General features: G+C 68.3%; 14 protein-coding genes. 10 read left to right on the top strand and 4 right to left on the bottom strand.

The annotated features are described in order from the left end of the window. The first annotated feature begins 83 nt into the window (after positions 1–83). A complete protein-coding gene (trmB, locus tag WT60_RS05570; RefSeq protein WP_060355547.1) occupies positions 84–878 on the top strand; it encodes a tRNA (guanosine(46)-N7)-methyltransferase TrmB in 795 nt (264 codons plus the stop codon). Positions 879–1,056: 178 nt separating this feature from the next. Here trmB and WT60_RS05565 read toward each other — a convergent pair whose 3' ends face one another. The 3 genes from WT60_RS05565 to WT60_RS05555 form a co-directional block, all read right to left on the bottom strand. Continuing rightward, positions 1,057–1,887: an undecaprenyl-diphosphate phosphatase gene (locus tag WT60_RS05565; protein ID WP_038745774.1), complete on the bottom strand. Its 831-nt coding sequence runs from the start codon at positions 1,885–1,887 to the stop codon at positions 1,057–1,059. A 76-nt stretch (positions 1,888–1,963) separates the two neighbouring features. After that, the gene (locus WT60_RS05560) at positions 1,964–2,545 is read right to left on the bottom strand and encodes a DUF1439 domain-containing protein (protein WP_059583624.1); all 582 of its coding nucleotides are present in this window, start codon (positions 2,543–2,545) and stop codon (positions 1,964–1,966) included. Further along, complete coding sequence (locus WT60_RS05555) at positions 2,542–2,871, bottom strand: YkgJ family cysteine cluster protein (protein WP_038745838.1); 330 nt, start codon at positions 2,869–2,871, stop codon at positions 2,542–2,544. Before WT60_RS05555 ends, WT60_RS05560 begins: the two co-directional genes overlap by 4 nt. A gap of 172 nt (positions 2,872–3,043) precedes the next feature. Between WT60_RS05555 and hemN the strand changes: the two genes are divergently transcribed. From hemN to WT60_RS05535, 4 genes are all read left to right on the top strand, one after another. Continuing rightward, positions 3,044–4,438, top strand: a complete 1,395-nt coding sequence (gene hemN / locus WT60_RS05550) for an oxygen-independent coproporphyrinogen III oxidase (RefSeq protein ID WP_060355546.1) — start codon at positions 3,044–3,046, stop codon at positions 4,436–4,438. A gap of 68 nt (positions 4,439–4,506) precedes the next feature. Further along, the gene (locus WT60_RS05545; protein WP_038745780.1) at positions 4,507–4,764 is read left to right on the top strand and encodes a hypothetical protein; all 258 of its coding nucleotides are present in this window, start codon (positions 4,507–4,509) and stop codon (positions 4,762–4,764) included. A 107-nt stretch (positions 4,765–4,871) separates the two neighbouring features. Further along, the gene (locus WT60_RS05540; RefSeq protein WP_038745782.1) at positions 4,872–5,525 is read left to right on the top strand and encodes a protein-L-isoaspartate O-methyltransferase; all 654 of its coding nucleotides are present in this window, start codon (positions 4,872–4,874) and stop codon (positions 5,523–5,525) included. Positions 5,526–5,539: 14 nt separating this feature from the next. Further along, complete coding sequence (locus WT60_RS05535; RefSeq protein ID WP_038745784.1) at positions 5,540–5,863, top strand: rhodanese-like domain-containing protein; 324 nt, start codon at positions 5,540–5,542, stop codon at positions 5,861–5,863. 69 nt (positions 5,864–5,932) lie between these two features. Here the strand turns inward: WT60_RS05535 and WT60_RS05530 are convergent, their stop codons facing one another. Beyond that, positions 5,933–7,261, bottom strand: a complete 1,329-nt coding sequence (locus tag WT60_RS05530; RefSeq protein WP_060355545.1) for an aspartate aminotransferase family protein — start codon at positions 7,259–7,261, stop codon at positions 5,933–5,935. Between the two features lie 342 nt (positions 7,262–7,603). Here WT60_RS05530 and urtA point away from each other — a divergent pair, with 342 nt between their 5' ends. The 5 genes from urtA (at position 7,604) to urtE (ending at position 13,368) form a co-directional block, all read left to right on the top strand. Further along, positions 7,604–8,908 carry an urea ABC transporter substrate-binding protein gene (urtA, locus tag WT60_RS05525; RefSeq protein ID WP_060355544.1) on the top strand — a complete coding sequence of 435 codons (1,305 nt, stop codon included), beginning with the start codon at positions 7,604–7,606 and terminating at the stop codon, positions 8,906–8,908. 88 nt (positions 8,909–8,996) lie between these two features. Then, the gene (gene urtB, locus WT60_RS05520) at positions 8,997–10,625 is read left to right on the top strand and encodes an urea ABC transporter permease subunit UrtB (RefSeq protein ID WP_060355543.1); all 1,629 of its coding nucleotides are present in this window, start codon (positions 8,997–8,999) and stop codon (positions 10,623–10,625) included. 1 nt (position 10,626) lies between these two features. Continuing rightward, complete coding sequence (urtC, locus tag WT60_RS05515; protein WP_059583617.1) at positions 10,627–11,811, top strand: urea ABC transporter permease subunit UrtC; 1,185 nt, start codon at positions 10,627–10,629, stop codon at positions 11,809–11,811. After that, the gene (gene urtD / locus WT60_RS05510; protein ID WP_038745794.1) at positions 11,808–12,671 is read left to right on the top strand and encodes an urea ABC transporter ATP-binding protein UrtD; all 864 of its coding nucleotides are present in this window, start codon (positions 11,808–11,810) and stop codon (positions 12,669–12,671) included. Before urtC ends, urtD begins: the two co-directional genes overlap by 4 nt. Positions 12,672–12,675: 4 nt before the next feature. Next, the gene (urtE, locus tag WT60_RS05505; RefSeq protein ID WP_038745796.1) at positions 12,676–13,368 is read left to right on the top strand and encodes an urea ABC transporter ATP-binding subunit UrtE; all 693 of its coding nucleotides are present in this window, start codon (positions 12,676–12,678) and stop codon (positions 13,366–13,368) included. The last annotated feature ends 86 nt before the right edge of the window (positions 13,369–13,454 follow it).

Genomic DNA, 13,454 nt, shown 5'->3' with positions numbered 1-13,454 from the left:
GTACGCAGTATCGGGCGGCCCGTCGAACGCGACGCCGTCGCGCGCCGCGGCGCCACGCCCGCCACTCGCCTTTCATTGTCACGATGACTCACGACGACCCGAACGCCCCCGGCGTGCCGCACGACGACGCCAACGACGCAGCCTCCGCACCGGCCATCGACGCCGCGCCGGCAGCCGGCAACGCCGACGACGAATCGAACCCGCTCCATCTCCGCCGCATCCGCAGCTTCGTCACGCGCGCCGGCCGCGTGTCGACGGGCCAGCGCCGCGCGCTCGACGAGCTCGGTCCGCGCTTCGTCGTCCCGTACGGCAGCACGCAGCCGGACTGGGACGCGATCTTCGGCCGCCGCGCGCCGCGCGTGCTCGAGATCGGCTTCGGGATGGGCGCGTCGACGGCCGAGATCGCCGCGCTTCGCCCGGGCGACGACTTCATCGGCGTCGAGGTGCACGAGCCCGGCGTCGGCGCGCTGCTGAAGTTGATCGGCGAGCAGCAATTGACGAACATCCGGATCATTCAGCACGACGCGGTCGAAGTGCTCGAGCACATGATCGCGCCCGGCAGCCTCGACGGCGCGCACATCTTCTTCCCGGACCCGTGGCACAAGGCGCGCCACCACAAGCGCCGGCTGATCCAGCCGCCGTTCGTCGCGCAGCTCGCGGCGCGGCTCAAGCCGGGCGCGTACCTGCACTGCGCGACCGACTGGCAGAACTACGCGGAGCAGATGCTCGAGGTGCTCGGCGCCGAGCCGACGCTCGAGAACACCGCGCAAGACTATGCGCCCCGCCCCGACTATCGTCCGGTGACGAAGTTCGAGCGCCGCGGGCTGCGGCTCGGGCACGGCGTGTGGGATCTGGTGTTCCGGAAGCGCGCGGGCTGACGCGCGACGCCGCGCGGCTCGCGCGCGGCGCAGACCGGGGAAAGAGAATCCGGTCGATTGAACGTCCAATACGGTCGCCGCGCGTCGCGGCGACCGCACGGCACGGCGGCGATGGCGGCTCGCTCGCCGCCGCCGTCAAACTCGTCGACTACCCGGGCGAAAATTCAGAACCGCGGCCTCAGCTCCACTCGACCCAGCCGCTATAGCCGACGAGCAGCACGAACAGCCCGAATGCGATCCGGTACCACGCGAATGCGGTGAAATCGTGCGACGCGACGTAGCGCAGCAGCCAGCGCACGCACGCGAACGCGCTGACGAACGCGGCGACGAGGCCGATCGAAAAGAGGCCGATCGAATCGACGCTGAACGCGCGCCAATCCTTCGCGGTTTCGTACAGCGTCGCGCCGAAAATCACCGGGATCGCGAGAAAGAACGAGAATTCGGTCGCGACGCGCCGCTCGAGCCCGAACAGCATCCCGCCGATGATCGTCGAGCCGGACCGCGACATCCCCGGAATCAGCGCGAAGCATTGCGCGAGGCCGACCTTCAGCGCGTCGAGCGGCGTCAGCTCGTCGATCGACTGCACGCGCGCCGGCGCGCCTCGCTCGCGCTGCCGGGCTTCGACCCACAGGATCGCCGCGCCGCCGACGACGAGCGCGACCGCAACGGGCACGGGCGCGAACAGCACCGATTTGATCGTTTTCTCGAACAGGAGCGCGAGCGCGATCGCCGGCAGCGTCGCGATCACGACGTTCATCGTGAACCGCCTGGCTTCGCGCTGCGCCGGCAGGCCGGTCACGACGTCGACGATCCGGCGGCGGTATTCCCAGCACACCGCGAGAATCGCGCCGAACTGGATCACGACGTCGAAGGTCTTCGCCTGCTCGGGATGAAAGCGCAGAAAGCTGCCTGCGACGATCAAATGGCCGGTGCTCGACACCGGCAGGAATTCGGTCAGTCCCTCGACGATGCCAAGCGCCAGCGCTTTGCAAATCAGTATCCAGTCCATCCGTGGCCCGTTTCCAAAGTGAATCAACCGAGGCCACGGAACCGCCGCGGCCGATCCGGCCGCGCGCGGCGCGACGTCACTTCTCGACGATCGCCACGCGTATGCCGTTTGTAAGAATTGTGATTGTACCGGGTTCGTAATTCACGCCGGCAAATTGCAATTGTTCCGGCTTGAACGTGTAGATCGGATAGTTGGTCAGCAATTGGGTCGCGAGCAGGCCAGCCGCCGCGCTGATCTGCTGCGTATAGAGTTGCGCGTCGCCGTCGACGCTCACGCTGTCGACGGCGGGCGCCTTCAGCACGACCGAGCGGCTCGGCGCGTCGTACGCGAGCTGGCCCGACACGGTGAACTTGCCGTTGACGGGCTCGCGCAGGAACGGGCTCCCGAAGCGCGCGTCGAGCCGCACCGCGACGCGGTTCCGGTCGGGCAGCAGCCCGACGACCGGATTCGCGAGCGCGACGTCGATCACCTGCGCGACCGTCTTCTGATACGGGAACTTGCGGGCGACCGCGCGCTGCACGTCGCCTTGCGAGAACGTGTAGTGATCGGGAATGAACGGGAACGTCGACGCGCACGCGGCAAGCGACACGGTGACGCCCGCCGCCGCGCACGCGGCGATCAGGAAGCGGCGCCGGTCGGGCGCGCTCGTCTGGGTCATGCGGAATCTCCTGCTGAGGCAAGCGGCGCGGCCGGCCGCGTATCGGCTTCGAGGCGGGCGAGCCATGCGAGCGCGTCGGCGCGCGACGCGCCGCACATCTCGTCGCTCGGCTTGAGGCCCGAGCAGCACGCGGGCCGCTCCGGCCGGCCGAAGATCGCGCAGCGCTCGCCGTCGGCGAGTTGCGCGCAGCGCACGCCGGCCGGCTTGCCGCTCGGCATGCCGGGAATCGGGCTCGAGATCGACGGCGCGATGCAGCACGCGCCGCAGCCTTCGCGGCACGCGTGCGCGGGCGCCTTCCCCGACATCACGGCAACTTCGCCAATCATCACATCAAACATCCCATAACAAGCCGCAACCGCCGCAAAATGCGGGATCGCGGGCCCGCGTCGAACGAAAGCCGTATTGTGCCATCCGCCGCTGCGACGTTATTACACAATTCAATGAAAGCGCCGATTTATATACTGACCGGCGTCACAGAGCACGATTCGAGCTTCCAGCATGACGCCGCCGATCCCGTCCGAAGCGCTGTTTCGACCCGACTTGCTCGCCAAATACACGGCGAACGGCCCTCGTTATACGTCCTACCCCACCGCGCTGCAGTTCCGCGAAGATTTCGATCCCGCCGACTACATCCGCGCGGCGGCCGATCCGGGCGCATCGGCAAGCGATCTGTCGCTCTATTTCCACATCCCATTCTGCGCGGCCGCGTGCTTCTACTGCGGCTGCAACAAGATCGCGACCCGCAACCGCAAGCGCGCGCGGCCCTATCTCGATCAGCTGACGCACGAGATCGCGCTGCAGGCGGCGCTCTTCGACCCCGAGCGGACCGTCACGCAACTCCATTGGGGCGGCGGCACGCCGACCTTCCTGTCGAACGCCGAGACGGCCGAGCTGATGGCGGCGACCCGCGAATACTTCACGCTCGCGTCGGACCGCACGGGCGAATTCTCGATCGAGATCGACCCGCGCACCGCGTCGCCCGCGACGATCGTTCATCTGCGCACGATCGGCTTCAACCGCGTGAGCCTCGGCGTGCAGGACTTCGATCCCGACGTGCAGCGCGCGATCAACCGCGTGCAGCCGCTCAAGATGACGTCGGACCTCGTTCGCGCGGCGCGCGCGACGGGCTACCACTCGGTCAGCGTCGATCTCATCTACGGGCTGCCGCACCAGACGGTGTCGAGCTTCGCGCGCACGCTCGACACGATCGTCGAGCTCGAGCCCGACCGGCTCTCCGTGTTCGGCTACGCGCACATGCCGCATCTGTTCAAGATGCAGCGGCAGATCGACGCCGCCGCGCTGCCGCCGCCCGCGACGCGGATCGCGCTCCTCGGCCTCGCGATCGAGCGGCTCACTCGCGCGGGCTACGCGTACATCGGCATGGACCATTTCGCGCGGCCGGGCGACGAGCTCGTCCGCGCGCAGCGCAACGGCACGCTGCAGCGCAATTTCCAGGGCTACAGCACGCGCGCGGACGCCGATCTGGTCGGCATCGGCGCGTCGTCGATCGGCAAGGTCGGCGACGTCTACGCGCAGAACGCGAAGCATCTGCCGCGTTACGGCGCGGCCCTCGCCGACCAGCGCCTGCCGATCGCGCGCGGCGTGAGGCTGTCCGCGAACGACCGGCTGCGGCGCGACGTGATCTCGCACCTGATGTGCAACCTCGTGCTGCCGTTCTCGCATTTCGAGGCGGCGTACGGCGTGCGCTTCGCGAACAAATTCTCGCGCGAGCTCGACACGCTGCGCGGCTTCGAGCGCGACGGCCTGCTGTCGATCGGCGGCGATCGTCTGACGATTCATCCGGCGGGACGCCTCTACGTGCGCAACATCGCGATGGTGTTCGACGCATACCTGTGGGGCGCGTCCGAAAACCGTTATTCGAAGACGGTCTGAGCGCGGCGCGCGCTCGGCCCGCGTTGTTGATAAAGTGACGGTTTCATCGCACTCCGTTTTGACGCACGATGCGCACCACGCAAGCGACCCGCGCGGTCGAACGCCTGAAAGCCCGCGCCGGCAACCCGCAGTATTCGGCGGTCGGCATGCCGGGCGGCCTCTTCTACCTCGTCGACCGGGCAAGCGGCGCCGCCGAGAAGCTCTGCGCGCCGCTGCCGCTCGAGGATTTCGTCGCGTTCGTCGACGGCCTCGGCCCGAAGAAGCCGCGCAAGGCGAGCAAGCTCGACGTCGCCTTCGAGCAGCAGATCAAGAACAGCAAGCGCTAGCCGGTTTCGGGCTGCAGGCGTTCTGAAGGCAAGACATCAACCCCGTTTGGTACAATTCGAAAGTTCTTCGTCCCCTCGCTGACGGCCGTCCAGGCCCGCATGACACCATGAATATCGAAAAAGCGCGTTTCAACATGATCGAACAGCAGATCCGCCCTTGGGACGTACTGGATCACGACGTCTTGAGCTTGCTGTCGGTCGTCAAGCGTGAAAACTTCGTGCCGGCCGCGTACCGCGAGCTGGCGTTCACCGACATCGAGCTGCCGTTGCCGAACGGCCAGAAGATGCTGTTCCCGCGCGTCGAGGCCCGCATCCTGCAGGAGCTCGCGGTGAAGAAGCACGAGAACGTGCTCGAGATCGGCGCGGGCTCCGGCTACATGGCGGCGCTCCTCGGCGCGCGCGGCCAGCGCGTGACGACGGTCGAGATCGATCCGGAGCTCGCGCAGTTCGCCGAGGAAAACTTGAAGAAGAACGGCGTGACGAACGTCGAAGTCGCGCTCGGCGACGGCTCGCGCGGCTGGCCCGCGAAAGCGCCGTACGACGTGATCTGCGTGTCGGGCGGCCTGCCCGTCGTCCCGCAGGAGCTGCTCGAGCAACTGAAGGTGGGCGGCCGCCTCGCCGCGTTCGTCGGCGGCCGGCCGGTGATGGAGGCGCAGATCATCACGCGCATCGACGAGAAGCAATACCGCGTCGCCGATGTGTTCGAGACCTACGTCGAGCACCTCGTCAACGCGATCGAGCCGTCGCGCTTCAAGTTCTGAGGCAGCGCGTGCCGATGCAGATCCTGACCGCTTCCGCCCTCGCCGAATGGCTGCGCGACCCGGCGCGCCCGGCGCCTGTCGTGCTCGACGTGCGCGAGCCGTGGGAGATCGCGACCGCGAAGATCGACGGCAGCGTATCGATCCCGATGCAGCAGATCCCCGCGCGCAGCGAGGAGCTCGACGACGAGGCGGAGATCGTCTGCATGTGCCATCACGGCATGCGCAGCGCGCAAGTCGCGATGTTCCTCGAATCGCGCGGCTTCACGAAGCTCTACAACCTGCAAGGCGGGATCGACGCGTGGTCGCGCGACGTCGATCCGTCGGTGCCGCGCTACTGAGCGCGCATCGCGGCGGCGCGCGCGATGCGCGCCGCTTCGCCCGAGCGTCCCGCCCGCTTCCCGTCCCGCCTACTCCGTTTCCTTCAGCGCTTGCGCGACGATCGAGAACAGCTCGACGATCTGCGCCTCCTCCACGATGAGCGGCGGCGAGAACGCCAGGATATCGCCCGTGTAGCGGATCATCGCGCCCTTCTGGAAGCATTTGACGAAGACTTCGTACGCGCGCGCGCCCGGCTTGCCGTCGCGCGGCTTCAGCTCGACGCCGCCGACCAGGCCGAGATTGCGCACGTCGATCACGTGGCGCGCGTCCTTCAGCTGGTGGATCTCGCGCTCGAAGGTCGGCGCGATCTGCGCGGCGCGCGTGAGCAGCCCGTCGCGCTCGTAGAGATCGATCGTCGCGACGGCCGCCGCGGCCGCGAGCGGGTGCCCCGAATACGTGTAGCCGTGGAACAGCTCGATGCCGGCGGGCGCGCCGTTCACGATCACGTCGTGAATCGCGCCGCTCGCGGCCACCGCGCCCATCGGCACGGCCGCGTTGTTCGTGCCCTTCGCCATCGTCAGCAGATCGGGCGTCACGCCGAAGAACTGCGATGCGAACGGCGCGCCGAGCCGCCCCCAGCCGGTGATCACTTCGTCGAAGATCAGCAGGATGCCGTGCTTGTCGCACAATTCGCGCAGCCGCTCGAGATAGCCCTGCGGCGGAATCAGCACGCCCGTCGAGCCCGCGACCGGCTCGACGATCACGGCGGCGATCGTCGACGCGTCGTGCAGCGCGACGAGCCGCTCCAGTTCGTCCGCGAGATGCGCGCCCCACGCGGGCTGCCCCTTCGAGAACGCGGCCTCCTTCAGGTTCAGCGTGTGCGGCAGATGATCGACGGACGGCAGCAACGCCCCGGAGTACGCCTTGCGGTTCGGCGCGATGCCGCCCACCGAGATGCCGCCGAAGCCGACGCCGTGATAGCCGCGCTCGCGTCCGATGAAGCGCGTGCGCTCGCCTTCGCCGCGCGCGCGGTGATACGCGAGCGCGATCTTCAGCGCGGTGTCGACCGCCTCCGAGCCCGAATTCGTGAAGAAGATGTGCTTCAGGTCGCCCGGCGTGTGGCGCGCGATCTTCGTCGCCGCTTCGAACGCCTTCGGGTGTCCCATCTGGAACGTCGGCGCGAAATCCATCTCCTCGGCCTGCGCCTTCACCGCGGCGACGATCTCGTCGCGCCCGTGCCCCGCGTTCACGCACCAGAGGCCCGCGGTGCCGTCGAGAATCCGGCGGCCGTCGTGCGACGTGTAGTACATCCCCTTCGCCGCGACGAGCAGGCGCGGCGCTTCCTTGAATTGCCGGTTCGCGGTGAACGGCATCCAGAACGCGGATAGGTCGGGGGTCTTCGAAACGTGTTCGGCCATGGAGGCTCCTCGGAGATCGATCGAACGATGCCTGGAATACGTCTTGATGCGCGCTGACGGGCGCGGCGCCCGAGCGTCGCACCGCGGGGAATTCGCATTGAGAGTGTAAGCACGCGGCCCGCGATGCACAACCATGCAGCATGCGCGCGCCCGGCGCTGCACCGCGACGGACCACGCGATGCGCGAACGCGGGCATCGCAGGCACCGCGGCGCATCGCCGAAAGCCCCGCCGACGGGCGCGCGCACGCGCGCCGCGCCGCTTCTGGCACATGCCTTGCGTAATCGGTTCGCCGCGTGTCCGCTCCGGTGCGTGCCCACACTCCAACAGGCAAGGGGAATTCGATGAAACGTCGCAGTCTTTTGAAGTTCGGATCGATGGCAGGCGTGATGGCGCTCGCGGGGCAAAGCCCGCTCGCGCGCGCGGCGGATGCGGGCAAAGGCCCGATCAAGGTGGGCATCCTGCATTCGCTGTCGGGCACGATGGCGATCTCCGAGACTTCGCTCAAGGACACCGCGCTGATGACGATCGCCGACATCAACAAGAACGGCGGCGTGCTCGGGCGGCAGATTCAGCCCGTCGTCGTCGATCCCGCCTCGAACTGGCCGCTCTTCGCCGAGAAGGCGCGCCAGTTGCTCACGCAGGACAAGGTCGCGTGCGTGTTCGGCTGCTGGACGTCGGTGTCGCGCAAATCGGTGCTGCCCGTGTTCGAGGAGCTGAACGGCCTGCTCTACTACCCGGTTCAGTACGAGGGCGAAGAGATGTCGCGCAACGTGTTCTACACGGGCGCCGCGCCGAATCAGCAGGCGATTCCGGCCGTCGAATACATGATGAGCTCGGAAGGCGGCGGCGCGAAGCGCTTCTTCCTGCTCGGCACCGATTACGTCTATCCGCGCACGACCAACAAGATCCTGCGCGCGTTCCTGAAATCGAAGGGCGTCAAGGATTCCGATATTCAGGAAGTCTACACACCGTTCGGGCACAGCGATTACCAGACGATCGTCGCGAACATCAAGACCTTCGCGCAAGGCGGCAAGACGACGGTGATCTCGACGATCAACGGCGATTCGAACGTGCCGTTCTACAAGGAGCTCGGCAATCAGGGGCTCAAGGCGACCGACGTGCCCGTCGTCGCGTTCTCGGTGGGCGAAGAAGAGCTGCGCGGCATCGACACGAAGCCGCTCGTCGGGCACCTGGCCGCGTGGAATTACTTCATGTCGGTGAAGGGGCCGGCGAACGCGAAGTTCAAGGAGCAGTTCGCCGCGTGGGTGAAGTCGCAGAACCTGCCGGGCGGCGCGAAACGCGTGACCAACGATCCGATGGAAGCGACGTTCGTCGGCATCCACATGTGGAAGCAGGCGGTCGAGAAGGCGAAGAGCACCGATGTCGACCGCGTGCGCGCCGCGATGATCGGCCAGAGCGTGGCCGCGCCGTCGGGCTTCACGCTGACGATGGACGGCAACCATCATCTGCACAAGCCGGTGATGATCGGCGAGATCCGCGGCGACGGCCAGTTCAACGTCGTCTGGAAGACGAAGACGGCCGTCCGCGCGCAGCCGTGGAGCCCGTTCATCGCGGGCAATCAGGGCAAGCCCGATGTGGTCGGCTCGATTTCCGATTTCCTGCGCCGCCGCACGGCGCTCGCCTGACGCCTGCGCACGCGCCGCGCGAAAGCGCGGCGTCTTCATCGCGCGCGGCCGCGCCGCGCGCGCCCTCTCCCTTCGCGAGGACATACCGATGCCCACGCCTTTGAGCCGCGCCGCCCGTGCGTTCGCGGCGCTCGCCGCGTGCGCGGCGTTCGCGCTCGGCGCGCCCCGCGCGGCGCTCGCCGTCACGGCTGCCGACGTCGCCGCGCTCGCCGGCGACGACTTCGACGCAAAGACCGCCGCGGTCGACCATCTCGCCGCCGAGCACGACGCCGCCGCCGTCGCGCTCCTGAACGCGCTCGCGAACGGCGACGCGCTCGCGACCGACGCGGGACGCATCCTGATCCAGAGCGGCGACACCGCGCGCGACGCGCTGACGAACGCCCCCGCGCAGGCGGGCGACGCGCAACCCGTGATGCTCAACAACCTGCTGCGCACGAAGATCGCGAATGCGCTGTCCGGGCTCGATCTCGCTTCGCCCGATCCCGACACGCGGCGCGGCGCGATCGATGCGCTGCTGAAGAGCCCCGACGCATCGTTGAAACCGATGATCGACGCGGCGCGCGCGAAGGAGACCGACCCGACGCTCAAGCGCCGCCTCGACGCGCTGCGGGCGATCGCCGCGCTGCACGACGCCGATCCGGCGAAGCGCCTCGAAGCGGTGCGGCTCGTCGCCGCGCGCCGCGATCTCGACATGATCGAGCAACTGCGCCCGCTCGCCGCGAAAAATGCCGACGGCAGCTATGCGGAGCCCGATGCGCGCGTGCGCGACGCCGCACAGCAAGGGCTCGACGCGCTGCACACGATCCAGCGCCGCGGCGAGATCGCGGGCACGCTGTTCGCGGGCCTGTCGCTCGGCAGCGTGCTGCTGCTCGCCGCGCTCGGCCTCGCGATCACCTACGGCCTCATCGGCGTCATCAACATGGCGCACGGCGAATTCCTGATGATCGGCGCGTACGCGACCTATGTCGTGCAGACGCTCGTGCAGCGCTACCTGCCGGGCGCGTTCGACTGGTATCCGCTCGCCGCGATTCCGGCGTCGTTTCTCGCGGCGGCCGCGCTCGGTGCCGTGCTCGAGCGCACGGTGCTCAAGCACCTGTACGGCCGCCCGCTCGAGACGCTCCTCACAACCTTCGGCGTGAGCCTCATCCTGATCCAGGCGACGCGAATGATCTTCGGCGCGCAGAACGTGCAAGTCGTCAATCCGTCATGGATGAGCGGCGGCGTGACCGTGATGCAGAACCTGATCCTGCCGTACAACCGGCTCGCGATCCTCGCGTTCGCGCTCGCCGTCGTCGGCGTCGCGTGGGCGGTGCTCACGAAGACGCGGCTCGGCCTGTTCGTGCGCGCGGTCACGCAGAACCGCCGGATGGCCGCGTGCGTCGGCGTGAAGACGGCGCGCGTCGATTCGTATGCGTTCGCGTTCGGCGCGGGCATCGCGGGGCTCGGCGGCTGCGCGCTGTCGCAGATCGGCAATGTCGGCCCCGATCTCGGCCAGAGCTACATCATCGATTCGTTCATGGCGGTCGTGCTCGGCGGCGTCGGACAGATCGCGGGCACGGTGCTCGGCGGCTTCGGCCTCGGGCTCGTCAGCAAGGCGATCGAACCGTTCTGGGGCGCCGTGCTCGCGAAGATCGCGGTGCTCGTGATGATCGTGCTGTTCATCCAGAAACGCCCGCAAGGGATGTTCGCCCTGAAGGGCCGCAGCGCGGAGGCTTGACATGACTTCGACGATCCAATCACTTTGCGTCGCGCCGAGCGCCGCCTCCCCCGCGGCGGCCGCCCCCGCCGCGCCGCGCTTCGCGCTCGGCCTGCCGCCGCGCCCCGCGCTGCTGTCGCGGCGCGCGTGGCTCGCGCTCGTCGCGCTGTGCGTCGCGGTGGGCGTCGGCGTGCCGCTCGCCGCGCTCGTCGCGCCCGAGTCGAGCGCTTTTCATCTGTCATCCTATGCAATGACGCTCGCGGGCAAGCTGATGTGCTACGCGATCGCCGCGCTCGCGCTCGATCTCGTCTGGGGCTACTGCGGCATCCTGAGCCTCGGGCACGGCCTGTTCTTCGCGCTCGGCGGCTATGCGATCGGCATGTACCTGATGCGCGCGATCGGCCGCGACGGCAAGTACGGCAGCGACCTGCCCGACTTCATGGTGTTCCTCGACTGGCATCGGCTGCCGTGGTACTGGAGCGGCACCGAGCATCTCGCGTATGCGCTCGCGCTCGTCGTGCTCGTGCCTGCCGCCGTCGCGTGGGTGTTCGGCTTCTTCACGTTCCGCTCGCGCGTGAAGGGCGTCTATCTGTCGATCATCACGCAGGCGACGACGTTCGCCGCGATGCTGCTCTTCTATCGCAACGAGACGGGCTTCGGCGGCAACAACGGCTTCACCGATTTCAAGCGCATCGCCGGCTTCGCGATCACGTCGCCCGACACGCGCACGGCGCTGTTGCTGATGACGTTCGCGACGCTCGTCGCGTCGTTCGTGGCCGCGCGCGCGATCGTCACGAGCAAGCTCGGCCGCGTCGTCACCGCGATCCGCGACGGCGAGACGCGCATCATGTTCCTCGGCTACAGCCCGCTCGCGTACAAGCTGTTCGTGTGGGTCGTGTCGGCCGTGCTGTGCGCAATCGCGGGCGCGCTGTACGTGCCGCAGGTCGGCATCATCAACCCGAGCGAGATGTCGCCCGGCAACTCGATCGAGATGGCGATCTGGGTCGCGGTGGGCGGCCGCGGCACGCTGATCGGCCCGATCGTCGGCGCGTTCGCCGTCAACGGCGCGAAGAGCGTGTTCACCGCGTACTTCGCCGAATACTGGCTGTTCTTCCTCGGCCTCATCTTCGTGCTCGTGCCGCTCGTGCTGCCGCGCGGCATCATGGGCCTCGTCGACACCGTCACGCGCAAGGGAACGCCACGATGAACGAGAACGCGATGATTCCCGACCTCGCGCAGCCGGACGGCGTCGATCTGCGCGCGGTCAGCGGCACGGCGCCGATGTCGCACGTCGTCACGCCCGGCGCGATCGACACGTCGCACGGCACGATCCTCTATCTTGAGGACGTCGAAGTGAGCTTCGACGGTTTTCGGGCGCTGAGAAAGCTGTCGCTGTCGATCGACGTCGGCGAGCTGCGCTGCGTGATCGGCCCGAACGGCGCCGGCAAGACGACGATGATGGACGTGATCACCGGCAAGACGCGCCCCGACGCGGGCAAGGTGTTCCTCGGCCAGACGCTCGACCTCGCACGCATGAACGAGCCGGAGATCGCCCGCGCCGGCATCGGCCGCAAGTTCCAGAAGCCGACCGTGTTCGAGCAGCACCCGGTATGGGAAAACCTCGAGCTCGCGATGGCGGCCGACAAGCGCTGGTTCGCGTCGCTGCGCGCGCGGCTCGACCGCGCGGCGCAGGCGCGGATCGAAGAGACGCTCGCGCTGATCCGGCTCGAGGACAGCGCGTACCGGCTCGCGGGCGAGCTGTCGCACGGGCAGAAGCAGCGGCTCGAGATCGGCATGCTGCTGATGCAGCGCCCCGCGCTGCTGCTGCTCGACGAGCCCGCGGCCGGCATGACCGACCACGAGACGATGGCGCTCGCCGAGCTGCTGAACACGCTGCGCGGCACGTGCTCGATGATGGTCGTCGAGCACGACATGGAGTTCGTCGCGGCGCTCGCGGGCGACGCGGGCCGCGTGACCGTGATGGCCGAAGGCGCGGTGCTCGCGCAAGGCACGCTCGATCAGGTGAAGCGCGACGAAGCGGTGATCGAGTCTTACCTCGGACGATGATGCGATGCTGACGATCGAAGCGCTGAACCAATACTACGGCGGCAGCCACATCCTGCGCGACGTGACGCTCGAAGCCGGCGACGGCAAGCTCACCGTGCTGCTCGGGCGCAACGGCGTCGGCAAGACGACGCTCTTGCGCTGCGTGATGGGCGTCGTGCCGACGAAAAGCGGCGGCATCGCGTGGCGCGGCAAGCCGCTCGGCGCGCTGCCGCCCTACGCGCGCGTCGCCGCGGGCCTCGCTTACGTGCCGCAGGGCCGCGACGTCTTTCCGCGGCTCACCGTCGAGGAGAACCTGCTCGTCGGCGCGGCGAGCCGCAAGGCGCCGTCCAAGGTGCCCGACCGCATCTACGATCTCTTTCCGGTGCTGAAAGACATGCGCGCGCGGCGCGGCGGCGACCTGTCGGGCGGCCAGCAGCAGCAGCTCGCGATCGGCCGCGCGCTGATGAGCGAGCCGCAACTGCTGATCCTCGACGAGCCGACGGAAGGCATCCAGCCGTCGATCATCCAGGACATCGGCCGCACGCTGCGGCAGCTCGTCGACGAATCGAAGATGACGGTGCTGCTCGTCGAGCAGTACTACGATTTCGCGCGCTCGATCGCCGATCGCTACTGGGTGATGAGCCGCGGCGAGATCGTCGCGGGCGGCGCGGGCAGCGAGATGGACGCGCACGGCGTGCGTGAGATGATCGCGGTTTGAGCCGCGCGCTTCGCGGCGAAGGCGAGCCGAGCGCGCCCGTGCCGAACGCGCATTGCGTCAATCCGCGAGCGACAAGCGGCTGCGCC

Origin of the sequence: Burkholderia sp. MSMB617WGS, from assembly GCF_001532025.2 — a bacterium.
Taxonomy (GTDB): domain Bacteria; phylum Pseudomonadota; class Gammaproteobacteria; order Burkholderiales; family Burkholderiaceae; genus Burkholderia; species Burkholderia savannae.
The sequence above is the reverse complement of the archived record's forward strand: the minus strand, read 5'-3'. Positions and strand labels throughout refer to the sequence as shown.